A 23762-nucleotide genomic window follows, 5' to 3' on the forward strand; every position below is an offset into this window, starting at 1 on the left:
TTAGTTTAATTTACTTCTTACTTTTTCTTTTAATGCATTGGCTAAATCATGATGTTTTTCTAAATTTTTTACCATAGTATTTTTACTAATTTTTCCTTCTAACGGAAAATTAGCTGTGAATGCCCCTGTTTTACTATCTATATCTATACGATTAAATAATTCTAAAATCCCGTCGAATCTGCAAGAATCTACAAAACTATCAAAACCATTTACAAAAATTACTGGAGTTCCTAGAGCTAAACAGGGTAATGCGCAATGAATTCTGGATGTAATTACTAATTTTGCTTTTGCATATTTATGTAATAATGCCTCTGCCATCTCAAACTTTTGTTCATCGTTAAGTTGGTTAGAAGGTGGTTCTTGATTTATAAACTCTGCAGAGTTTAAAACGTCCTCGCTTATGAAATTTTTAAGATGTTTATTTTTTTTACCCAATTGAAATGCAGTACCATTAAGAATATTTTTTACAGTATACTTAGTGTTATAAAATATTTTTTCTGGTCTTGGGTAACTATATAATGGATCTACAATATATATATCTTCTCCTCTTTCTTCATCTGCTACTTTATAAGAATCTAATGTTAAAGTTAAACAGCCTGTAAAATATGCATCAATACCTTTAGCTTTTAAGGTATCTGCTGTAAATTGATCTCTACATCCAATAGGTTGGTGTTTTTTAAGATACGCTATTCCCTTTTCGCTTAGCATTGCTGGAGCAGCAGTATTATTCATATGAAAAGAAACAAACACTGGATCTATATCTTCCGAAGGTACCCAATTATGAATATTATGGGTAAACCAACCGTTCATTATGAGTTTAACTGGATCCCCTTTATACTCTCCTAATTTTTCTCTATTTAAAAAAGTATCTACTCTGGGTAGAAACTGTTTTGCTGCAAGGCTTTGAATATTATCTCCGACATTAAAAAACTTCTTATTCTCAACATAGGTAAGTAATCCGTATTTCATCTCCTTATTATATTTATTTTATTTAGTATCTAATTTTTCTATATAATTGTTGTAACCAAGGAAATTTATTTCTAATAATAAACCGAATCCTTTGTTTTCCTTTATTAGGTTTTTTTAATTTTTGATCTAAAAGTTGATCTATCTTTCCGTTTCTAATTTCATTAATTTGCAATGTTTCTGCTTCTTCATCATTAAAAACATAAAACTTATTACTGCTCTTTGCTTTTTCCATTAATTCCCACCAGAAATATTTTACACCTTTACTAGCGGCTCCTATTTCTAGCACTTCATAAAACTTCTTATAGACTTTTTCATCTACATTAAACCCGTAATCATTTGGATCTTTATCGTTTAAAATTAGTCCGAGAATTGTTCTAAAACATTTTTCGCAATTGCTACAATTAAATTCTGTTCTTAGTTCAGAATAACAAACTCTTAGTTTAAATTTATTATTTGTATTTGATGCAAATTTTGCTATTAAATCTACCTTATCTTGTCTTTTAAGATCATATCCATCATGATAAACTTTTACTCCAGATGCCCATGTAATCTTTTCGTCTATTTCTGGAGTAGATCCCCAATCAATATCTATATGATCGGTGTATGATGATGCAATATAAATTGAAGTATATTTATGGATAAATGATAAAGGGGCTAATGCTCCAATTAAAGCCAAGCCATGTTGTACTTTACCCCACCATCCAATATCTTTAAGTAAAAGTTCGACTTGATATGTGTAAAATTCTCTAAGATTTGTTTCTATATACTCTTGATTATTATTTTCTAATAATTTTTCTGTTTCTATAAAATTGGTAAAATCATCCCACTGTTTATGATCTTCAATTGCTATATCTGCCCCTAAAATAGTTGCCAAATCTGGTTTTTTTTCAAAAATTCTGATATAGGTAGCATAAGCATCTACTCCTCCGCTAAATAACATAGATGATTTATCTCCCTCAATGTTATTTTTTACAAGTTTTTTAGCAATTAATTTACTATCTGTAACAGAAACAGATTCTCTTTTTTGAAATTCTTTCTGTATTAGTAATAAGGCATCATAAAAATCCTCATCAACTTGATCTACTTCTACCGTAAATCCTGCATACCAAGCTATAGGCATCATATTAGATAAAAACGGAACTATCGCAATACTCTCTGGTATAGTACTTACATCAACATCATATTTAGAATATAAAGACTTATTTTTATCAAAAAATTTTTCGATTTGAGAACTCGCAGAATACTCATAAATAATTTTTTTACCGTTATCTGTATATGAAATATTGTGAAGTATTAATTTTTCCATTACAATTTATTTTCGTTTCCACAGAGAAACAATTGGTTTTGCAAATAATTTTCTTTCGTATTCTAACATTCCTAAAAAGTACATTAGTACCACAAAAACAGTTGTATATATACTTCCTTTAAAAATAAAATTTAACCATCCTTCTCCTGGTATATAATTAATAGCATAACCTATTGCTACAACAATGATAACGATGAAAAAAGATTTGTGAAGTAGTTCTTTAAAAAACCGTATAATATTTACACCTATTTTTTTATGATAATAAAAATTCATCACATTTTGTACTACTAACCATCCTAGTACTAAACCAGAAATCATTCCTATCGCTCCATAATCTATCGCTAATATACCTCCTGCAATAGCCCCAAAAATCATAACTACTAGATAAAGAATTGCTTTAAAAGCTAATTTATTTTTAGCCTCAAGAATAGAATTTCCAAATGCTTGTAATAAGGGGATTGTATATGCTATCATTATCATTAATGCTATTATATAAATCTCATTACACTCTTTTGAATTATATCGTGTATCTTTTGCTGAATCTCCCCCGCCTACCCATAAATTAACAAACTGTTCTCCGTACAGTATAAAAGCTCCTAATACGTACATTAGAACAATAAATGACAACCTTCCTAATTTAATCATCATGTTTGTTAATTCCTCTCCAGTAGCATTATTGACAGCCATTTGTGTTGCTCTTGGTAAAAATACACTAGAAATTGCGGTTGAAAAAGTACCATAATATGTACCTAATGCTATTCCTATACCATAAATCCCTAAAACTTTTGGAAAACTCATTGACCCAAGAATCCAACTTCCTGATTTCCACTGTAGCATACCTACCAAAGAAAAAACAAAAATCCAACTTGAATATTTGAAAATCTGAAGGATATACTTTTTAGACAACTCATGTAGTTTGAATTTAACTTTAAGTTTAACCAACACATAATAAGCTGATACTGAAATAGTAAATATATTAAATATTGTATCTATGATAACAAGTGAGATTGCTTTACCACCAAATAAAAGTACAGCTACAACTGTTATTGACCTTAAAATATATCGTATTATACCTACTGACTCTGGAAAAACAAACTCTTCATATCCTTTACAAATTCCTGTAAAGATCATTCCAGGGAGTTGTATTGCCAGATTGAAAATTAAAATAACAAACATAATTTTTGCTATTTCAAGTTCCTGTGCATTAAACTTTGTAAAATAGGAGTCTATAAAAAAATAGAAAATAACTCCAAGAATAATGACTAACAACGAAATGACAAAATATAATAATCGTATCGTCGCAAGAAAATTTTCTTCGCCCTCTTTATCTTTTTCTGCTTTATATTTAGCTACAAAACGAACAACTGTATTGGTTAATCCAAAATCCAATAGTGCTATTGTACCTATTAACGCACCAATTGCGTTAAATATTCCGTATTCGTCTTTACCAATATTACTAACAATAAATGGTGTCATTACAATTCCAATAATATTGGTAAGTATAATCTTTAAATACGTTAGTAACGCACCTTTTTTTAATTGGTTCAAGTTAGTTGGTTTATTGGTTCTTTAAGCGTAAAAATTAAAGATACTTTTACTATAATCTACCGTGTACTTTTTCTTTCAAAATTCCTTTAACATCATAAAGGATTCCATTAGGTAAAAGCATCGATTTAAGATCAATATCTAAAAATTCGTTATGTGCTACAGTTAAAACTATTGCTTGATATTTTTGTTTAGGCAAATCTGTAGTTATTTTAAGGTTATATTCATGCATTACCTCTGATGGGTTTGCCCATGGATCATACACAGTTACATTTGTTCCAAAATCATTTAATTGTTTTATGACATCTATCGCTTTTGTATTACGAACATCTGGGCAATTTTCTTTAAAAGTTACCCCAAGCACTAATACATTAGCTCCTTTTATATGTATATCATGTTTTACCATAAGTTTAATTACTTCTGATGCCACATATTGTCCCATACTATCATTTAGCCTTCGTCCTGCAAGAATAATTTCTGGATGGTATCCAAATTCTTGAGCCCGTTGTGCTAGATAATAAGGATCTACACCTATACAATGCCCCCCTACTAATCCAGGTTTAAAAGGAAGAAAATTCCATTTGGTTCCTGCCGCTTCTAATACATCACCAGTATCGATCCCCATAAGATTAAAAATCTTTGCTAATTCATTAACAAAAGCTATATTAATATCTCTTTGTGAATTTTCTATAACTTTAGCTGCTTCTGCTACTTTTATAGTGGGAGCAAGATGCGTTCCTGCGGTAATAATAGAACGATATAGATCATCTACTTTTTTTCCTATTTCTGGAGTAGATCCAGCTGTTACCTTAAGTATTTTTTCTACAGTATGTTTTTTATCTCCTGGATTAATCCTCTCCGGAGAGTATCCTGCATAAAAATCTTTATTAAATCTCAACCCACTAACTTTTTCTAAAACTGGGATACACTCTTCCTCCGTAACTCCAGGATAAACGGTAGACTCGTATATTACGATATCCTCTTTTTTTAACACCTTACCAACTGTCTCACTAGATTTATAAAGTGGAGTAAGGTCTGGTCTATTATTTTTATCTACAGGAGTAGGAACTGTAATAATATAATAATTACAATTCTTAATATCTTCTATATTTGAAGAACAATAAAGACCATTTTCATCTAAATTAACATCTGTTTTAAGTACGGATTGTAATAAATCGTCTTCTAACTCTAAAGTAGAGTCTGTTCCTGAAACTAATTCATTAATCCTATTTTGGTTAATATCAAAACCAATTACTGGGTATTTAGTGGCAAACAGCCTTGCTAAAGGTAATCCAACATATCCTAATCCAATGATGGCAATTCTAATATCTTTCATAAGTATTTTTAATATATTTTTTGGTATTCTGGGTTTACCTTAGATTCTCCCAGTACCATTTTACTGCTTCTTTTAATCCTAATTTTATATCAAATTTAGGGTCATACCCTAAAAGTGTTTTAGCTTTATCAACAGATGCTAATGAATGAGGGATATCTCCTTTACGTTCTGGTCCATATTTTACATCTACATCTGCAATAGAACTGTCAAATTCTGCTAAATATTGTTTTAACAAAGTAGTTAATTCCTTTAAAGTTGTTCTCTCTCCAAAAGCTGTGTTATATACATTGTTTAGTGCTTCTTGATTACTAGAGACTAATGCCAGTAAATTCATTTGTACAACATTATCTATATATGTAAAATCTCTAGAAAATAATCCATCTCCATTAATTATCGGAGATTCGTATTTCATAAATTGCATTACAAATTTTGGGATTACAGCTGCATAGGCACCGTTTGGATCTTGTTTACGACCAAATACATTAAAGTATCGTAGTCCTACCGTATCCAAATCATAAGTTCTTTTAAAATTATCCGCATACAATTCGTTAACATACTTAGTAATTGCATAAGGAGATAGTGGCTTTCCTATTTCACCTTCTACTTTAGGTAATGCTATAGAATCTCCATATGTAGAAGAGCTTGCCGCGTATATAAATCGTTTTACTCCTGCATCTCTAGAAGCTACTAACATATTAAGAAATCCTCCCACATTAACATCGTTAGAAGTAATAGGATCGTTGATAGAACGAGGAACAGAACCTAATGCTGCTTGATGTAATACAAAATCAACATCTTTGCAGGCTTTATTACAATCCTCTAGATTTCTTATATCTCCTTCTATAAATATAAATTTTGAACTTTGTTTAAGCGTAGATAAATTTTCTTTATGACCTGTCGCAAAGTTATCTAATCCAACTACTGTACTTCCTATTTTTATAAGTTCTTCACAAAGATTAGAGCCTATAAATCCAGCTGCGCCAGTTACAAGTATTTTTGAAGAGCGAAGAAGCTCCAACTGATTTGTGTTCATGAATTATATTTTAACCCCTTGTTTTTTAATTCAAAAGCATATAAATTTTTATAGCCAGCGCGAAATTAAGATTTACTTATATAACATACAACATAACTTAAAGGGGATTTCACCCCTATTTATAATAAATAATACTGAGTTAACTTTTAAACTTAATTTTAATTACCAAAAATTAAATTAAAAAAACTAAAAAATAAATAGTTAACTATAAATAATCATTTATTAACCACAAGGTTTTCAATAGAAATATTAGAATTTTTAAAAAGGACTGATCTATAAAATGATATTTTATTTACAATTCAAAATACCCAAGCCCAAAATAGGATTACAAATTAAGCTATACTAATTGAAACCTAGTTGTTACAAAAGGTTATTTGCTATTGCAATAAATAACAGTTTGGTATAACTTAAACTTAAAAAAAGAGCTTATCTCTCTAAGAAGATTGACTATTCGCTATCATTTTTCGCATCCAATCATTAGGTATCATATCAATAGTTAGATTTACACGTTCTGTATCTCCTAAATTGTTTATTTTATGTGGATCTGTTAATCTTAAATACCAACACTCTCCAGGCTGCATTGGTACTGGAGTATCATTTAAAAAAAACTCTACTTTATCATTTTTAAAAATGGGTATAGTAAGCCTGATTACAGATTTATCAATTTCTAGAGCAAGGGTAGGATCGGTATGTTCTTTTACAATCGAATTAGGAGCTAAGCACAACAATCTAACTAAAGTAACTTTTGTATGTTCGCGAAAAGTATTAACGACACTCATAAGATATGGAGATTGTTTTAACTCATTTGTATCCAACCAATCTGTCCATGAACCATCTGCATAATCCTCTGCTGGTGGCGGAAAAGGTAATGATGGATCCACAATATGTGCGGGAGCTGTTAATGGAATAACATTATAATACTCGAAACTATCTACTTTTAAACATTCAAATTCTGAAAACATTTTACTCGCATCAAAGGAAAAAGGCAATTTAATACGGTCAGAACTCTGTTTTTTTGTCTCTATATCTTGTGTCACTATCTACTTATTTTATCCTTTGTCAAAAGTTTATTTTTTATATGCCTATAAAAATAAAAAAAACATTTATATTCATAATCAACACTTTACTCTATAATATAAACTATATTCCTTTTTTCTAATTCTACAGATAATCTTCTGAAATTAATGTAATAACTAAAATTCTAATATAGCCAGCAGTTCTTTTTCAAACCTATTTTTGCCTAAATATTGAGTTTCTAAATTAGTGTCAAATGGAATTGGTGTTTCTAAACTTGCTACTCTTTTTACAGGTGCATCAAGAAATTTAAAACAGTTTTCCATAATTAACGCTGAAATATCAGATGCTACACCTCCGAAAAGAGAATCTTCTTGTAAAATAATAACTTTGCCTGTTTTTTTAACTGATTGATATATAGTCTCTGTATCCATAGGTTGCAATGTTCTTAAATCAATAAGATCCGCAGCTATATATGGATACTTATCTAATATCTCTATAGCCCAATGAACTCCTGCTCCATAACTTATTATAGTAACATCATTTCCTTCCTTTAACAAAGAAGCTTTTCCAAATGGTAAATTATAATACCCTTCAGGAACTTCTTGCCTAACACTTCTATATAGCCCTTTATGTTCAAAAAACAATACTGGATTTGGGTCTTCTATAGCCGTAGCTAGAAGCCCTTTTGCATCATATGGAAAAGCTGGGTATACCACTTTAAGTCCTGGAGTTTTAGTAAACCAAGCTTCATTAGTCTGGCTGTGAAAAGGTCCTGCTCCTACTCCTGCCCCGCAAGGCATTCTTATTACAACATCCGCAGATTGATTCCATCTATAGTTTGATTTTGCTAACAAATTAACAATTGGATTAAACCCTGAAGACACAAAATCTGCAAATTGCATCTCTATAACTGCTTTAAAACCATTTACAGATAAGCCATACCCTGCAGATACAATTCCTGATTCACAAATTGGAGTATTCCGAACCCGAGTTTTTCCAAACTCCTCTAAAAAACCTTCTGTTATTTTAAAAACACCTCCATATTCTGCTACATCTTGCCCCATAATCACAAGATTATCATGCCGACGCATACCCTCTCTTAAACCATCTGATATTGAATCAATTAACCTGATTTCTTTCGTTTTAGAGAGTAATGTAATTGCTTTATAATCAAAAGCAGTATAAACATCTCTTAATTCCTGATCAAGATTTATCGTAATAGCCTCCTCTGTATTTGCTTTTTTCCAATGAGAATCTATTTCAGCCTTTAAAATAGATTGTTGTTTGACATTATCTTCAACAGACATTAAACCGTTATCGATAAGATATTCCTTATAATTTGTTATTGGATCTTTAGCACTCCAATATTCCATCAATTCTTGAGGAACATATTTAGTACCACTAGCCTCTTCATGTCCTCGCATCCTGAAGGTTTTAAATTCTAATAAAACTGGTCGAGGGGTTTCTCTTATACTCTTAGCCAGTTCATAAACTTTATCATAAACTTCTAGCACATTATTTCCATCAATTACATAAGACTCCATTCCATAACCCAAACCACGATCTGCTAGATTTTTGCAATTATATTGTTCTTTAGTAGGAGTAGATAACCCATAACCATTATTTTCTATACAAAACAACACAGGTAATCCCCATACCGAAGCAATATTAAGAGCCTCATGAAAATCTCCTTCACTAGTACCCCCTTCTCCTGTAAATACAGTAGTAACTTTATGGTTCTTTTTTAATAAATTTCCCATAGCTATACCACAAGCTATCCCCATTTGAGGACCTAAATGTGAAATCATACCTACTATATTATATTCTTGCGTTCCGAAATGAAAAGAACGATCCCTTCCTTTTGTAAACCCACTGGCTTTTCCTTGCCACTGACTAAATAATCTATATAAAGGAATCTCTCTAGTTGTAAATACTCCTAAGTTTCTATGCATTGGCAATATATATTCTTCTTTATCTAAGGCAGCCGTTATACCTACAGATATTGCTTCTTGTCCAATTCCTCCGAACCACTTAGAAATTTTTCCTTGTCTAAGTAAGACTAGCATTTTTTCCTCTATAAGCCTAGGCTTAAGCATCTTTAAATACAAGGAAACAAGGAGATTATCGTTATATTCTTTTCGATCAAAATTTAATTTTGATTTTTCTTTAAAAATATGTTCCATAAAAGAAAATTTGTTAAGTAAATGTACTTATTTTTCTTTCAGAATAGACGTCTACTATATAATATTACATAAGTACTTGTTAAATTATATCAAACAATTCTACAAATTAGTTAAATTTACTTTGAATTAAGGATTACCTGTTTAAAATTAACAAATTTGACAGATTACATATATCTATAAATAAATTTAATAAGCTATTAGGAGTTTTCACTGAAATACCCCTATTTTAGTTGTTGAATACACAAAGATTAAATTAATGAATAACATACCAAGTGTAGATTTAGCAGACTTTTTATCTGATGACATATCAAAAAAGCAAAAATTTGTCAATGAAATAGGAAAAGCCTATGAAGAAATAGGATTCGTTGCATTAAAAAATCATTTTTTAAGTGACAAACTTGTAGACAATCTATATAAAGAAATCAAAGCTTTTTTTGCACTACCTCTTGCTACAAAAGAAAAATATGAAATCGAAGGATTAGGAGGGCAACGAGGCTATACATCATTTGGTAAAGAACATGCCAAAGGAAAAAAAGAAGGTGATCTTAAAGAGTTTTGGCATTTTGGACAAGAACCCGATCCTAATGCTAATTTAATAGAGCAATATCCGCCTAATGTAATTATCGAAGAATTAAAAGATTTTAACCCTACAGGAATGGAAGCATACAAAATGCTTGAAAAAACAGGTATCCATGTGCTTAGAGCATTAGCATTGTATATAGGTCTTGATGAATATTATTTTGACTATTGGGCAAGTAATGGTAATAGTATTTTACGCCCAATTCATTACCCTCCTATCCAAGAAGAACCTAAAGGAGCTGTTAGAGCTGGAGCACATGGAGATATAAACCTTATCACTTTATTAATGGGAGCCTCAACAGGAGGATTGCAAGTACAACGTAAAGATGGAGAATGGATAGATGCAATACCACAAGAAGATGAATTGGTTATTAATGTTGGGGATATGCTGGAAAGACATACCAACAATAAATTACGATCCACTATACATCGGGTTATAAATCCTCCAAAAGAGCAATGGGAAAAACCAAGATATTCTATTCCATTTTTTATGCATCCCAGAAGTGACATGAAATTAAATTGTTTAGAAGAGTGTATCACAGAAGATAATCCAAAACAGTATGAAGACATTACTGCAGGGGATTTCTTACATCAAAGACTTATTGAAATTGGTTTAATCAAAAAATAAATCCCTAAAAAATGGATTTACAAGAACAATTAAAAAATTTATTTCCTGACCATCAACCTTTGGAAGAGGAAATAAAAAAAGATCCAAAAAATCAAATATGGATGCAGGAAGATCCTATAATTTGTAAATATGAAAAGCGAAAAGGAAAACCTATAACTATATTAGAGGGATATACTGGTGCTGATGAAGATTTTAAAAAATTAGCTAAAGAATTAAAAACTCGTTTAAGCGTTGGCGGAAGTTTTAAAAATGATTCTATAATCATACAAGGAGATTATAGAAATCAAATAATGGAAATACTTGAAGAAAAAGGTTTTAAAGTAAAACGTGTTGGAGGATAATTTAAACTAATATTTTGAAGAAAACCACTTTACATATTACCAACGGAGACAGTCTTACTCAAAGAATACAAGAATTAAACTTTGTATCTGGAGAATTTATGGTCTGGCGTGAAATGCTTTGTGAAGGTCCAACAGAAATTAAAATAGAGGAAGAAAGCTCTATTAAAAAACGGGCAACTTTTTTAGAAAAATATTATCGGATTTCTCCTTCTGATTATCAAGAAAAATTCGTTTCTCAACTTAAAAAAATTGAGAACCTTACTAAATACAAAGAAATTGTACTATGGTTTGAATATGATCTATTTTGCCATATCAATATGATTGCAGCGATAAGTTTATTGATTCGTAAAAAAATTAAACACAAACCTATATATATTGTTTGTAGCGGAAGAATAGAACATGAAAAAAAACTTTTTGGGCTTTGTGACTTATCTGATAACCAGTTAAAAAATCACTTCTTAAACAAAATAAAGTTAAGCTATGACGATCTTGAATTTGCAGCTCATATCTGGACACTTTATTGTGAATCAAAACCAGAAAAAATTATAGGGCAAATCAAACAAAATTCTTCTTTTGAATATATGTCTATTTGCTTAAGAGCACATTTACAAAGATTTCCAAATATGCTTACAGGACTAAATGTTCTAGAGCATAATATCTTGGAAATGGTAGATCGTTATCAAATTAAAAACATAAAACACCTTATGGGCTATGCCCTAGAATACCAAGGTTATTATGGATACGGCGATATGCAAATGAAACGCGTTCTTGCCAGACTTTTTCAGTTTTTAGCACAAACAAAAGATCAGCTTTTATTATCAGAAAGAGGAAAACTTGCTTTAGAACACAAAAAAAACTTTTATAATACACAAATTCTAAATTGGCATTATGGAGGCGTTAAAAAATATGATTACTTATATAATGATGAAACCCACTCACTATTAAAATTATAATATGGCTATAGCCAAATCCGAACTTATTCTTAACGAAGATGGCAGTATATACCATCTTCAATTAAAACCAAAGCACCTTGCTTCTACCATAATTACAGTGGGAGACCCTGATCGTGTAGATCAAGTAACACAATACTTTGACGAAATTGAATATAAAATTCACAAAAGAGAATTTCATACACAAACAGGATACTACAAAGGACATAGAATTACCGTTATATCTACAGGTATAGGTACTGATAACATTGACATTGTTTTTAATGAATTAGATGCTCTGGTTAACATTGATTTTACTACCAGAAAGCCTAAAGAAGTGCACACTTCATTAAATATCATACGAATCGGTACTTCTGGATCTGTACAACCAAATATTCCTATAGATAGTTTTGTTATTTCAGAAATTGCCGTTGGTTTTGATAGTCTTTTACATTTTTATGATAGCCATCACGTGCAACTTCCCGATTTTTCAAAGGCATTAATGAGCCATTTAAATTGGGACAAAAACAAGTCAATACCATACACTGTATCATGGAATCAAGAACTTGGAGAAAAAATGTTAAGTAAATCAGTACAAAAAGGAGTAACTATTACTAATGTTGGTTTTTATGGCCCGCAAGGGAGAGTTTTAAGACTACCTTTACAAGACAGTAACTTAAATAAAAAAATAGCCTCTTTTGAATATAATACCAAAAAAATCACCAATTTAGAAATGGAAACCGCTGGTATTTATGGAATAGCAAAATTATTAGGTCACAAAGCCGTTTCTATGAATGCTATTTTAGCTAACCGCTATTCTGGAGATTTTAGTCACAATCCTAAAGTCATCATAGATAAACTTATTCAGTATACTTTGAAAAAAATTATAAGTTAAAAAGATATATTTTTATTATAAAAGTAAAGAACCTTACTGATTCCCTTACTTTTATAATAAATAAACAACCTATAAGTAAACTCACAAGATATGCTTGCTTACATATATTTTATTTTCAAAACAATTTATTTCAAAGGGTTAAACCAAAATATTAACCAAATAATACTTTAAGACTAATCAATAAATTAGTAAGTAACAATACTGCAATAAAAATCACAATGCCATTCTCTAGAGAATTATTTTTTAACTTCGCAACCTTTACATATGTATTTTTATTTTTTAAAAAATTCTTTTTCATAGCAATATTGTTTTTATTTGGGGGTTAAAACTTTTTAAATATATTCTTCTTCAGAAGAAGGTTATGTCAAATATACGTAAACAAATAATTTTTATCGTTAAAAAACAAATAAAATCGATGAAATACACATTTATTAATTTCATATAGCATGCATACTATAAAAATAGGTGGTGTCCCAGAACATTTTAATTTACCTTGGCATTTAAGCATTGAGGACGGAAACTATCTCGAAAAAAACATTCATTTGGATTGGGTTGAGTACCCTGGTGGTACAGGAGCAATGTGCGAAGCTTTAAGAAAAAAAGATATTGATATTGCTATTATACTTACCGAAGGTATTATAAAAGATATCATAGATGGAAACCCTAGTAAAATTGTACAAACCTATATACAAACACCATTAATATGGGGAATCCATGTAGGCGAAAAATCAAATTACACTCATCTTTCAGAATTAGAAAATAAAAAAGCAGCTATAAGTAGGTATGGCTCTGGATCACATTTAATGGCACATGTTAATGCCCAAAACCATAATTGGGATACTTCTCTTCTTCAATTTGAAGTAGTAAAAAACCTTAAAGGTGCTATAGAAGCACTAACAATCGGAGAAGCGGATTATTTTATGTGGGAACATTTTACTACAAAACCACTTGTAGATAGCGGTATTTTTAAAAGAGTGGCAGATTGCCCAACCCCATGGCCTTGTTTTGTTATAGCAGTAAGAGAAGAAATACTTAACACAAATGCAAAACAAATAAAAACTATCTTAGATATTATCAACACTACTACTATCGATTTTAAACACATACCTAGCATTCATAAAACATTGGCTAATCGATATGATCAACAACTAGAAGATATTCAAAAATGGCTAGAACTTACAGAATGGAGTCAATCACTAATTAAAAAAAATACTCTTATAGAGATACAAAATCATTTATATAATTTAGATATAATTAACAAAAAAGTAGCTCCAGAAAAATTGATTTTTGAATTATAAAACTAAAACTTAGGTAAAAAAACAATATAAGTGGTAGGGTATACTCAAATAAAAACGTTACTTAATCAAAGAATATATCATGAATTTAAGAACATAAATAAGAGATAACTAAAAAAATTAACAAATACTTATCTAATAATAAATTATTACACATCTATTTAACAAGTATGTAATGAAATAGAATATTTTTGTACATTTGCACCGCCTACCCCAATGATATGAACTAATTATTAATGTATAAGCAACCTTTTTGGCTTTAATGCATCTAATGATTAACTAACAAATCTTTTATGGTAACTTTTTTAATAATTTTAGCAGGTCTTGTTGCTTTCAATTTTATTTTACTAAAATTGAGTACTCAATCGGTAGATAGCGATAAAAGAAAAACAAGAAAAGAAGAAAATAAAATCAACACTATAGATGATAAACCTGTGGATAAGTCTAAATCTTCTAAGATTCCTAACGCAGCATAATTAATCTACCATTTTATTGGTGTTTGATTTGTTTCTAGTAAATACGAATTAGTTTGACTGAAATGCTTATTACCAAACCAGTACCCTCTATTTGCACTTAATGGAGATGGGTGTCCGCTTGTTAAAACACAATGCTTTGATTTATTTATTTTAGCCCCTTTTTTCTTAGCATAGCCCCCCCATAATAAAAAAACTACTTTATTCTTTTTTTCAGAAATAATTTGTATAACCTTATCTGTAAATTGTTCCCATCCTTTATTTTGATGAGACCCTGCTTGATTTGCCCTAACCGTTAAGGTAGCATTTAACAACAAAACTCCTTGTTTTGCCCAACGTTCTAAATTTCCGGTTGAAGGAAAAGGCACTCCTATATCGGTCTCAATTTCTTTAAAAATATTGATTAATGATGGAGGAGTTTGAATATTATTAGCTACGGAAAAACATAATCCATTAGCTTGACCTGGTCCATGATAGGGATCTTGACCAATTATTACTACTTTAACATCTTCAAATGTACAATAATCAAATGCTGCAAAAACTTCGGTACCTTTTGGGTAGCAAATCTCATTTTTGAACTCTGTTTTCACGAAATCCGCTAATCTATTAAAATATGGCTCACTAAATTCTTCTTTAAGTTGCTCATTCCAAGAGCTTTCAATATTTACATTCATATAGACATCAAAAAATTATAGTAATTGTGTACTTTTGCTAGTTCTAAAATCGATCCAATATAACCCAAAAATAGGGTAAAAAAAGTATGATTCGCATTTCTAAAAAAACATTAAGTGATCTTGAATTTGATACAATACTAAATCAAGTTTCAGAATATTGCACTACAGATTTTGGTAAATCAAAAGCTTTGCAGATTATTCCGTTTAACACTCCAGAGTTACTGGATACTGCTTTACAAGAAGTATCTGAATATAAGTCTTCTTTTTTAAATGATTCTCGCATTCCAAACCATGGGTTTGACAGTATTTCTAAAGAAATTAAATTACTACAAATAGAAAACACCTTTTTAGAAGCTTCTAATCTAAAAAAAATAATTTCTATAAGTATCACCACTAATGATTTATTACTTTTTTTAAGGAAAAATGAAGAGCTGTACCCTACTCTATCTCAAACATCTTCTGAAGTTCCTTTTACTAAAGAAATCATTAATTTAATCGAAATAGTTGTTGATAAATTTGGCGAAATTAAAGATAATGCATCCCCTGCTTTACAAAATTTACGAAAAGAAATTAATATAGTACAAGCAAGACTTAATGGTAGTTTTGGTAAAGATCTTTCAAGATATAATAGTTTAGGATATTTAGATGAAATTAAAGAAAGTGTCGTAGAAAACCGTAGAGTTTTAGCTGTAAAAGCTATGTATCGCCGTAAAGTAAAAGGTGCTATAATGGGTAACTCTAAAACAGGAAGTATTATATATATAGAACCTGAAACTACTATACAATTTAGTAGAGAACTTAACAATTTAGAATATGAAGAACGAGAAGAAATTGTAAAAATACTCAAACAATTAACCGACAAACTACGCCCTTTTATAGAACTTTTAGAACTTTATCAAAAATATTTAAGCCATATAGATATCGTTTCTGCTAAATCTAAATATGCCAATCAACTTAATGCTGTACTACCTAAAATAACTAAAAACAGAGAGTTAACTATTATAGATGCTTATCATCCATTATTATACCTTAATAATAAAGTAAAAGGAGACAAAACGTATCCTCAAACCATTACTTTAGATACTAATAATCAAATAATAGTTATCTCAGGTCCCAATGCGGGAGGTAAAAGTATTACTTTAAAAACCATTGGATTATTACAAGTAATGCTACAAAGTGGTATACTAATTCCTGTACATGAATATAGTAGAATGTGTTTGTTTGATATAATCCTTACGGATATAGGAGATAATCAATCTATAGAAAACCATTTAAGTACTTATAGTTATCGTTTAAAAAACATGAATAAATTTTTACGAAAATGTAATGACAAAACATTGTTTTTAATTGATGAATTTGGTACCGGTAGTGACCCAGAACTAGGAGGTGCTTTGGCAGAAACTTTTCTTGAAGTTTTCTATGAGCGAGGATCTTTTGGAATCATCACTACGCATTATGCCAATTTAAAAATGTTAGCCAATGAGCTACCAAATATAAGTAATGCAAACATGCTATTCGACTCAAAAACATTAGAACCTTTATTCAAACTATACCTTGGTGAGGCTGGTAGCTCATTTACATTTGAAGTAGCTCAAAAAAATGGTATTCCGTATAGTCTGATTAATAAAGCAAAGAAAAAAGTAGAACGAGGCAAAATTCGTTTTGACAAAAGCATAGCTGATCTACAAAAAGAAAGATCTAAACTACAAAAAACTACATCTTCTCTTAAAACTAAAGAACAAAAAGCTGAAGAAGAAAAAGATCGTTTAGAAAAAACAAATGATCGTATTCAAAAAAAACTCGAAAGCTATCAGGAATTATACGACAGTAATCAACGTATGATTTATTTAGGTCAAAAATTAGATGATATCAGTGAAAAATACTTTAATAATAAGAAAAAAAGAGAATTAATAAGTGAGTTCTTAAAAATTGTTGAAGTAGAAAATTCCAAACGAAAAAAAATTACGGTAAAACAACGTAAAGTAGAAAAAATAAAGGAACAAAAAGTTGTAAATGAAATAAAAGAAAAAGTTCAGGTTATTCGAGAAAAGAAAAAGGAAGAAAAAAAGAAAGAAGAAAAAATTATTGCTTCACAACCAAAAGTTATATTAAAAGTAGGAGATAGAGTACGAATGATTGATGGAAGATCTATCGGTACTATAGATAATATAGAAAAAAAGAAAGCAATTGTTAATTATGGTATTTTTACTACTAATGTAGCTTTAGATCAATTAGAATTTGTGGAAAGAAAAAAGAAATAAAATAGGTATACAAACATAATTTTCTTTCCTGTTAAAGTATCCTTAAACGATAAACCTGAGAATTTTATCTTTATATATTTGAGGAAAATCAATTAAAAATTGCACCTATTATTATGCGAAAATTATTTTTTGTAGCTTGTATCCAAATTTTATTTCCTTTCCTTATACAAGGACAACAGCCTAAAAAACCTAATGCCTCAGAAATTCACCAAGCTTTACAAAAACTTAATTTTCTAGGTTCGGTTTTGTATGTTGCAGCACATCCAGATGATGAAAACACTCGTTTAATATCTTATATGGCTAATCATACAAAAGCAAGAACCGCATATTTATCTCTAACCAGAGGTGATGGAGGGCAAAATTTAATAGGTCCTGAAATCAGAGAACAATTAGGTGTAATAAGAACTCAAGAATTGTTAGCAGCTCGCAGAACCGATGGTGGAGAACAATTGTTTACCAGAGCAAATGATTTTGGATATTCTAAACACCCAGACGAAACACTATCTATCTGGGATAAAAAAGAAGTATTGGGTGATGTGATTTGGGCTATTAGAAAATTTAGACCAGATGTAATCATTAATCGCTTTGATCATAGAACTCCTGGTAGTACTCATGGACACCACACCTCTTCTGCAATACTTAGTACAGAAGCTTTTGACATAAGTGCCAATGATAACATATACCCAGAACAATTAAAATACACAAAAACATGGCAACCAAAACGCCTTTTCTTTAATACATCCTGGTGGTTTTATGGTAGTAAAGAAAACTTTGAAAAAGCAGATAAAACAAAACTTTTAGAATTCGATACAGGAGTATATTATCCATCTTTAGGACTATCTAATAGCGAAATTGCTTCTTTAAGCCGCAGTCAACATAAATCTCAAGGATTTGGTAGTACAGGCAATCGCGGTAAAGAAAGTGAATATATAGAATTAATTAAAGGAGAATTACCTAAAGATAAAACTAATATTTTTGAAGGAATCGACACTTCATGGAACCGTATAAAAAATGGCAAAGCAATAGGAGATATACTTCTACAAGTAGAAAATTATTTTGATTTTAAAAACCCTTCAGCCTCTATACCAGAACTAGTAAAAGCCTACCAATTAATTCAGCAATTAGATGATGAACATTGGAAAAAAATTAAATCTAAAGAGATTGTTGAAATTATCGCTTCTGCATCAGGGCTTTATCTTGAAGCTGTAACAACAGATGCTAATACTACTAAAGGAAGTGAAGTATCCATAAAGGTAGAAGCCATAAACCGCAGTAATTCTAACATGAGTTTAGAATCTATTAAAATTTCTGAAATTGGAATTAATGATCTACCAAAAATATCTTTAGAAAATAATACTAGCAATACTTTTGAATATAAAGGAAGTATTCCCAATGATTTTGAATATACTAATGCATATTGGCTTAACAAAAAAGGCTCCTTAGGAATGTATAATGTTACGGATCAAAAATTAATTGGCAAACCTGAAACAGAGCATAAAATCAAAGCTGTTTTTACTGTAACTATAGAAGGAGTTACTATTCCTTTTACCAAAGCTGTTGTATATAAAACTAATGATCCTGTAAAAGGAGAAGTATATAAACCTTTTGAAATAATCCCGCTTATATCTGCTAGTATTAAAGACAAGGTTATTATATATGCAAATGGAGCTTCAAAACAAATACCAGTCAAAATAAAAGCAGGAAAATCTAATATTACAGGTACAATTACTCTTACTCATCCAGAAGGTTGGCAAATTACTCCAGCTAGCTTAGATTTTAAACTTTCACAAAAAGGAGAAGAAAAAATAGTTGTTTTCCAACTTACCTCTCCAGAAAATCAAAGCGAAGGGTATATTTCTCCTGAAATAAAAATCAATAATGAAATATACTCTAGTGAAGTTATAACAATTGATTATGACCATATTCCATATCAAACAATAATAGTCCCTTCTGAAACCAAAGTCGTTCGGCTAGATATAAAAAAGAAAGGTCAAAATATTGGATATATTGAAGGTGCTGGAGATGTCGTTCCTGAAAGTTTACGACAAATAGGATATAACGTTAATAATATTGATCCTGAATCTATTACTACAGAAAATATTAAATCTTATGACGCTATCGTTGTTGGAATAAGAGCTTATAACACTATAGATCAATTAAAATTTAAACAACAATATTTATTAGAGTACGTAAAAAACGGAGGGAATTTATTAATACAATATAATACTAATCATAGGCTAAAAATAACAAATAATTTAGGCCCATATCCTCTTAAACTATCCAGAGATCGTGTCACCGATGAAAATGCAAAAATTAATTTTTTATCACCAGAACATCCGGTATTAAACACTCCAAATAAAATTACCGATAAGGATTTTAACGGTTGGGTACAAGAACGAGGTTTATATTTTCCTAATGAGTGGTCTAAAGACTACACTCCTATACTATCTGCAAAAGATGCAGGAGAAACAGAAAAAAAAGGAGCTCTTTTGGTTGCTAAATATGGTAAAGGATATTATATCTATACAGGACTAAGCTTTTTTAGAGAGTTTCCTGCTGGAGTATCTGGTGCATATCGCATTTTTGCTAATATGATATCTCTGGGGAAATAAATAACTATAACAAAATAGAAATTTTAATATGGAAAAGGTAAAAGAAAAATTAAAGTGGAAAAAACTATATACCGCTGTATTAATAATGAATGCTATATATATATTACTATTCTACTTAATCACTAATATTTACTCTTAGTTTCTTTACCACAAAAACACTCTTTACCATCAATAAACTAACTTAATCAATCATCTTATGCAAACCATAGATTGGATCGTACTACTAGGAACCTTATTATTTATAGTACTATATGGAGCTTGGAAAACCAAAGGAAGTAAAAATGTTAAAGATTACATACGAGGGGGAAACGATGCACATTGGTGGACTATAGGGTTATCTGTGATGGCAACCCAAGCAAGTGCAATTACTTTTTTATCTGCTCCGGGACAAGCATTTCATGACGGTATGGGTTTTGTACAATTCTATTTTGGTGTACCTATAGCTATGGTAGTAATTTGCATTGTTTTTATACCAATGTATCATAAATTAAATGTTTATACTGCATATGAATATCTCGAAAGCCGATTTGATTTAAAAACCAGAACTTTAACCGCTATTCTATTTTTAGTACAAAGAGGATTAGCTGCGGGAATAACTATTTTTGCTCCATCCATTATCCTATCTGCTGTTCTTGGGTGGGATTTAATGACCTTAAATATTATAATCGGTATTTTAGTTATTATCTATACCGTATCAGGTGGAACAAAAGCAGTAAATATTACCCAAAAACAACAAATGGGGATCATTTTTACAGGTATGTTGGTCGCTTTTATTATTATAATCAGCTACCTTCCTGAAGAAATAACATTTACGAATGCTCTAGATATAGCTGGAGCAAGTGGCAAAATGGAAGTTCTTGATTTTTCGTTCGATCTTAATAATCGATATACTATTTGGAGTGGTCTTATTGGAGGAACATTCTTAGCTCTCTCCTATTTTGGAACAGATCAAAGCCAGGTACAACGATATCTAACTGGTAAATCCATAAAAGAAAGCCAATTAGGACTCTTGTTTAACGGGCTTCTTAAAGTACCTATGCAATTCTTTATTTTAATGGTTGGTGTTATGGTTTTTGTTTTTTATCAGTTCAATCCCTCTCCTTTAAATTTTAATCCAGAAGGAAAAGAAGCAATTCTAAATTCTGAGTATACAGAACAATATACAGTATTAGAAAATCAACTTGCCGAAATTCATACCAATAAAGATGCTATCATAAAAGGATACCTTGCTGATCCAAAATTAGATAATAAAAGTTTACTTCAAGAGCTTAATAAAAAAGAAAAAGAAACTCGAAATGCTGCTAAAGAGTTGATAAAAAAAGCTAATCCAGATACGGAAACCAATGATAAGGATTATGTATTTATTCATTTTATACTTAATAATCTTCCTCGAGGATTAATAGGACTTTTATTAGCAGTAATATTATCTGCAGCTATGTCTTCTACTGCCTCAGAATTAAATGCTTTGGCTTCAACTACAGCCATAGATTTGTATAAACGAAATATAAAGCAAGAAAAAAGTGATCAACATTATGTATCTGCCTCTAAATTATTTACACTTGGCTGGGGCATAATGGCTATTATAGTAGCTTGTTTTGCTAATTTATTCGACAATCTAATTCAACTAGTAAATATTATAGGGTCTATCTTTTATGGCAATGTTCTAGGCATATTCTTGCTAGCATTTTTTATAAAATTTGTGCATAGTAATGCTACATTTATTGCTGCACTTATCACACAAGTTACTATTATTTTAGTTTGGTATTTTGCTATATTCAGGCTAGAACAAATGGGATTAAAACCATATGTTGGTTTTTTATGGCTTAATCTTATTGGTTGTCTTCTTGTTATGGGGATTGCTATTATTATACAGCTATTAATTGGTTCAAAACCAAAAATAACAATCTAATGCATTCAAAAAAACATATAAACTGGGGTATTTTAGGCTGTGGCAAAATAGCACATAAATTTTCCGAAGATTTAAAGTTTGTTCCTAATGCCAAACTTTATGCAGTAGCTAGCAGGAATCTTAAAAAAGCGCAGAATTTCGCTAATGCCCATAATGCAAACTGTTTCTACGGAAATTATAAAGAATTAGTAGCAAACCCTGATATAGATGTAATTTATATTGCTACCCCTCATGTTTTTCATTATGAGCATACTTTGCTATGTCTTCATCATAAAAAAGCTGTTTTATGTGAAAAACCCTTCGCTATGAATCTTTCTCAGGTTGAAGAAATGATTACCACTGCCAAAAAAAATAATGTATTTTTAATGGAAGCTCTTTGGACTTATTTTTTACCACATTACCAATATGTTTTGGATATAGTTACATCTAAGGAGCTTGGTAGCATTAAAAAATTAAAAGCTGATTTTGGCTTTACAACTACTTTTGATCCTAAAAGCAGAATTTTTAATAAAAAATTGGGAGGAGGTAGTCTTCTGGATGTAGGGATATATCCATTATTTGCAGCATTAAGTACTATCGGTTACCCAGAAGATATAAAAGCTAGTGCAACTATAGGAAAAACAGGGGTGGATGAAAACTGTACCATACAGTTACATTACAAAAATGGTGTAACTGCTTCTTTATTTAGTACTATTACTAAAAAAACAGATACCCAAGCCATTCTAGAATTTGAAAACGGAAGTATACTAATTAATAGTCGTTTTCATGAACCTTCCTCAGTTACTATTACTAAAAATGGAACCTCTGAACTAATAGAATTTGATGTAACTACAAATGGGTATAATTTTGAAGCGATTCATGTACAAGAAATGTTGTTGGATAATCGTATAGAAAGTAATATCATGAGTTTTGAAAAAAGTTTACAGCTAATTAATTTACTAGATGCTGTTAGAGAAAAAATAGGATTACACTATACATAGTATATGATTACAAACAAATCTCCTAGAATAAAAAAAGCCTCTATAAAGAGGCTTAAAATGAGTTTTTTACAAGAAATTAAAGGCTATGTTTTTTAGTACATTACTTTACATAATTCTTATCTATTCTGAAGTGCTTCATATATATTTATAGGTAAAAAATTATGTCTCTGCCCGTTATTTTCTCCATTAGAAGCGGCATACAAGTCATTAAAAAAACGTCCAGCACCAACAGAATAATTTATCTTTTCTATCCATTTATTGAAATCATTTTCTTTTTTATCTGTAGTAGTATATTCAAACACTTTTCCTTTTAATTTTTCCAATCCTTGATCTGTAAAAACAGGACGTGATGGAAATATCTCAAACTCTCCTTCTTCAATATCAAGTACTGACTTTATCCAATCTACATCAGATCGATATTGTTCTAAAAGTTTATTTTCTAAGGAATGGTACATCTCTTCTTCAAATACAATTCTAAGTGTACTTCTTGTATCTATCATATCCTCTAACTTAAAGGTAAGATTACCATTACTGGCTAGATGATATTGCCCATCGTTATTACTCTTTTCAAGAACTACTGTAAAAGGAATTCCGTTAACAGTACTAACTGTAAACTCTTTATCATTTACACGATCTATGGAAATCTGGTCATTTTGTGCCTGTAATTGTACAAAAAAGCATAAAACTACTGGTATAAGAAATAGCTTCTTTGTATTATAAATATTTAATCTGTACATAATAGGTTATTTTAGGTATTCAAAGTTATAATTTCATAAGTTGTTTTCAAAACTCTGCCT

Annotated in this window: 19 protein-coding genes; 10 read left to right on the forward strand and 9 right to left on the reverse strand. The window is 30.2% G+C overall.

All coding sequences use genetic code 11. The features are described 5' to 3' along the window. The 7 genes from H527_RS0110780 to H527_RS0110810 all read right to left on the reverse strand — a co-directional run bounded on the left by H527_RS0110780 (nt 1) and on the right by H527_RS0110810 (nt 9389). Nucleotides 1-969 carry a polysaccharide pyruvyl transferase family protein gene (locus H527_RS0110780; RefSeq protein WP_027412734.1) on the reverse strand — a complete coding sequence of 323 codons (969 nt, stop codon included), beginning with the start codon at nt 967-969 and terminating at the stop codon, nt 1-3. Between the two features lie 22 nt (nt 970-991). Continuing rightward, nucleotides 992-2275, reverse strand: coding sequence for a hypothetical protein (locus tag H527_RS0110785; protein WP_027412735.1), 1284 nt, complete (start codon nt 2273-2275; stop codon nt 992-994). A 6-nt stretch (nt 2276-2281) separates the two neighbouring features. Then, a complete protein-coding gene (locus tag H527_RS0110790) occupies nt 2282-3823 on the reverse strand; it encodes a lipopolysaccharide biosynthesis protein (RefSeq protein WP_027412736.1) in 1542 nt (513 codons plus the stop codon). Between the two features lie 49 nt (nt 3824-3872). Continuing rightward, the gene (locus H527_RS0110795) at nt 3873-5156 is read right to left on the reverse strand and encodes a nucleotide sugar dehydrogenase (protein WP_027412737.1); all 1284 of its coding nucleotides are present in this window, start codon (nt 5154-5156) and stop codon (nt 3873-3875) included. 34 nt (nt 5157-5190) lie between these two features. Continuing rightward, a complete protein-coding gene (locus H527_RS0110800) occupies nt 5191-6189 on the reverse strand; it encodes an SDR family oxidoreductase (protein WP_027412738.1) in 999 nt (332 codons plus the stop codon). A 434-nt stretch (nt 6190-6623) separates the two neighbouring features. Further along, complete coding sequence (locus H527_RS0110805) at nt 6624-7226, reverse strand: aspartyl/asparaginyl beta-hydroxylase domain-containing protein (protein WP_229809285.1); 603 nt, start codon at nt 7224-7226, stop codon at nt 6624-6626. Nucleotides 7227-7382: 156 nt separating this feature from the next. Continuing rightward, a complete protein-coding gene (locus tag H527_RS0110810; RefSeq protein ID WP_027412740.1) occupies nt 7383-9389 on the reverse strand; it encodes an alpha-ketoacid dehydrogenase subunit alpha/beta in 2007 nt (668 codons plus the stop codon). Between the two features lie 256 nt (nt 9390-9645). On the opposite strand from H527_RS0110810, the gene H527_RS0110815 reads away from it, so the two are divergent. The 6 genes from H527_RS0110815 to H527_RS0110845 all read left to right on the forward strand — a co-directional run bounded on the left by H527_RS0110815 (nt 9646) and on the right by H527_RS0110845 (nt 14532). Beyond that, nucleotides 9646-10596, forward strand: coding sequence for an isopenicillin N synthase family dioxygenase (locus H527_RS0110815; protein WP_027412741.1), 951 nt, complete (start codon nt 9646-9648; stop codon nt 10594-10596). Nucleotides 10597-10607: 11 nt separating this feature from the next. Then, nucleotides 10608-10937 carry a translation initiation factor gene (locus H527_RS0110820; RefSeq protein ID WP_027412742.1) on the forward strand — a complete coding sequence of 110 codons (330 nt, stop codon included), beginning with the start codon at nt 10608-10610 and terminating at the stop codon, nt 10935-10937. A 14-nt stretch (nt 10938-10951) separates the two neighbouring features. After that, a complete protein-coding gene (locus H527_RS0110825; protein ID WP_027412743.1) occupies nt 10952-11890 on the forward strand; it encodes a DUF1835 domain-containing protein in 939 nt (312 codons plus the stop codon). 1 nt (nt 11891) lies between these two features. After that, nucleotides 11892-12761: a nucleoside phosphorylase gene (locus H527_RS0110830; RefSeq protein WP_027412744.1), complete on the forward strand. Its 870-nt coding sequence runs from the start codon at nt 11892-11894 to the stop codon at nt 12759-12761. Nucleotides 12762-13207: 446 nt separating this feature from the next. Further along, nucleotides 13208-14059, forward strand: a complete 852-nt coding sequence (locus H527_RS0110840) for a substrate-binding domain-containing protein (RefSeq protein ID WP_027412745.1) — start codon at nt 13208-13210, stop codon at nt 14057-14059. 290 nt (nt 14060-14349) lie between these two features. Continuing rightward, nucleotides 14350-14532, forward strand: coding sequence for a hypothetical protein (locus H527_RS0110845; RefSeq protein ID WP_027412746.1), 183 nt, complete (start codon nt 14350-14352; stop codon nt 14530-14532). Nucleotides 14533-14537: 5 nt separating this feature from the next. On the opposite strand, the gene ung is transcribed toward H527_RS0110845, so the two are convergent. After that, nucleotides 14538-15203, reverse strand: a complete 666-nt coding sequence (ung, locus tag H527_RS0110850) for a uracil-DNA glycosylase (protein ID WP_027412747.1) — start codon at nt 15201-15203, stop codon at nt 14538-14540. Between the two features lie 86 nt (nt 15204-15289). Here ung and H527_RS0110855 point away from each other — a divergent pair, with 86 nt between their 5' ends. From H527_RS0110855 to H527_RS0110870, 4 genes are all read left to right on the forward strand, one after another. Then, nucleotides 15290-17464, forward strand: coding sequence for an endonuclease MutS2 (locus H527_RS0110855; RefSeq protein WP_027412748.1), 2175 nt, complete (start codon nt 15290-15292; stop codon nt 17462-17464). 113 nt (nt 17465-17577) lie between these two features. Next, nucleotides 17578-20076 carry a PIG-L family deacetylase gene (locus H527_RS0110860; protein ID WP_027412749.1) on the forward strand — a complete coding sequence of 833 codons (2499 nt, stop codon included), beginning with the start codon at nt 17578-17580 and terminating at the stop codon, nt 20074-20076. A gap of 196 nt (nt 20077-20272) precedes the next feature. Continuing rightward, on the forward strand, nt 20273-21985 hold the full coding sequence (locus H527_RS0110865; protein ID WP_027412750.1) for a sodium:solute symporter family protein: 1713 nt from the start codon (nt 20273-20275) through the stop codon (nt 21983-21985). After that, nucleotides 21985-22965 carry a Gfo/Idh/MocA family protein gene (locus H527_RS0110870; RefSeq protein ID WP_027412751.1) on the forward strand — a complete coding sequence of 327 codons (981 nt, stop codon included), beginning with the start codon at nt 21985-21987 and terminating at the stop codon, nt 22963-22965. Before H527_RS0110865 ends, H527_RS0110870 begins: the two co-directional genes overlap by 1 nt. A 116-nt stretch (nt 22966-23081) precedes the next feature. On the opposite strand, the gene H527_RS0110875 is transcribed toward H527_RS0110870, so the two are convergent. Further along, nucleotides 23082-23702 carry a hypothetical protein gene (locus H527_RS0110875; protein WP_027412752.1) on the reverse strand — a complete coding sequence of 207 codons (621 nt, stop codon included), beginning with the start codon at nt 23700-23702 and terminating at the stop codon, nt 23082-23084. Nucleotides 23703-23762: the final 60 nt, after the last annotated feature.

It is taken from the genome of Aquimarina muelleri DSM 19832 (assembly GCF_000430665.1).
In the GTDB taxonomy this organism is placed as follows: Bacteria; Bacteroidota; Bacteroidia; order Flavobacteriales; family Flavobacteriaceae; genus Aquimarina; species Aquimarina muelleri.

Excerpts from the sequence above, each read along its gene's own strand:
- H527_RS0110840 (WP_027412745.1), top strand. The coding sequence starts at position 13,208 with ATGCATACTATAAAAATAGGTGGTGTCCCAGAACATTTTAATTTACCT.
- H527_RS0110855 (WP_027412748.1), top strand. The coding sequence starts at position 15,290 with ATGATTCGCATTTCTAAAAAAACATTAAGTGATCTTGAATTTGATACA.
- H527_RS0110810 (WP_027412740.1), bottom strand. The coding sequence starts at position 9,389 with ATGGAACATATTTTTAAAGAAAAATCAAAATTAAATTTTGATCGAAAA.
- H527_RS0110830 (WP_027412744.1), top strand. The coding sequence starts at position 11,892 with ATGGCTATAGCCAAATCCGAACTTATTCTTAACGAAGATGGCAGTATA.
- H527_RS0110865 (WP_027412750.1), top strand. The coding sequence starts at position 20,273 with ATGCAAACCATAGATTGGATCGTACTACTAGGAACCTTATTATTTATA.
- H527_RS0110860 (WP_027412749.1), top strand. The coding sequence starts at position 17,578 with ATGCGAAAATTATTTTTTGTAGCTTGTATCCAAATTTTATTTCCTTTC.
- H527_RS0110845 (WP_027412746.1), top strand. The coding sequence starts at position 14,350 with ATGGTAACTTTTTTAATAATTTTAGCAGGTCTTGTTGCTTTCAATTTT.
- H527_RS0110875 (WP_027412752.1), bottom strand. The coding sequence starts at position 23,702 with ATGTACAGATTAAATATTTATAATACAAAGAAGCTATTTCTTATACCA.
- ung (WP_027412747.1), bottom strand. The coding sequence starts at position 15,203 with ATGAATGTAAATATTGAAAGCTCTTGGAATGAGCAACTTAAAGAAGAA.
- H527_RS0110820 (WP_027412742.1), top strand. The coding sequence starts at position 10,608 with ATGGATTTACAAGAACAATTAAAAAATTTATTTCCTGACCATCAACCT.
- H527_RS0110780 (WP_027412734.1), bottom strand. The coding sequence starts at position 969 with ATGAAATACGGATTACTTACCTATGTTGAGAATAAGAAGTTTTTTAAT.
- H527_RS0110815 (WP_027412741.1), top strand. The coding sequence starts at position 9,646 with ATGAATAACATACCAAGTGTAGATTTAGCAGACTTTTTATCTGATGAC.
- H527_RS0110785 (WP_027412735.1), bottom strand. The coding sequence starts at position 2,275 with ATGGAAAAATTAATACTTCACAATATTTCATATACAGATAACGGTAAA.
- H527_RS0110870 (WP_027412751.1), top strand. The coding sequence starts at position 21,985 with ATGCATTCAAAAAAACATATAAACTGGGGTATTTTAGGCTGTGGCAAA.
- H527_RS0110795 (WP_027412737.1), bottom strand. The coding sequence starts at position 5,156 with ATGAAAGATATTAGAATTGCCATCATTGGATTAGGATATGTTGGATTA.
- H527_RS0110800 (WP_027412738.1), bottom strand. The coding sequence starts at position 6,189 with ATGAACACAAATCAGTTGGAGCTTCTTCGCTCTTCAAAAATACTTGTA.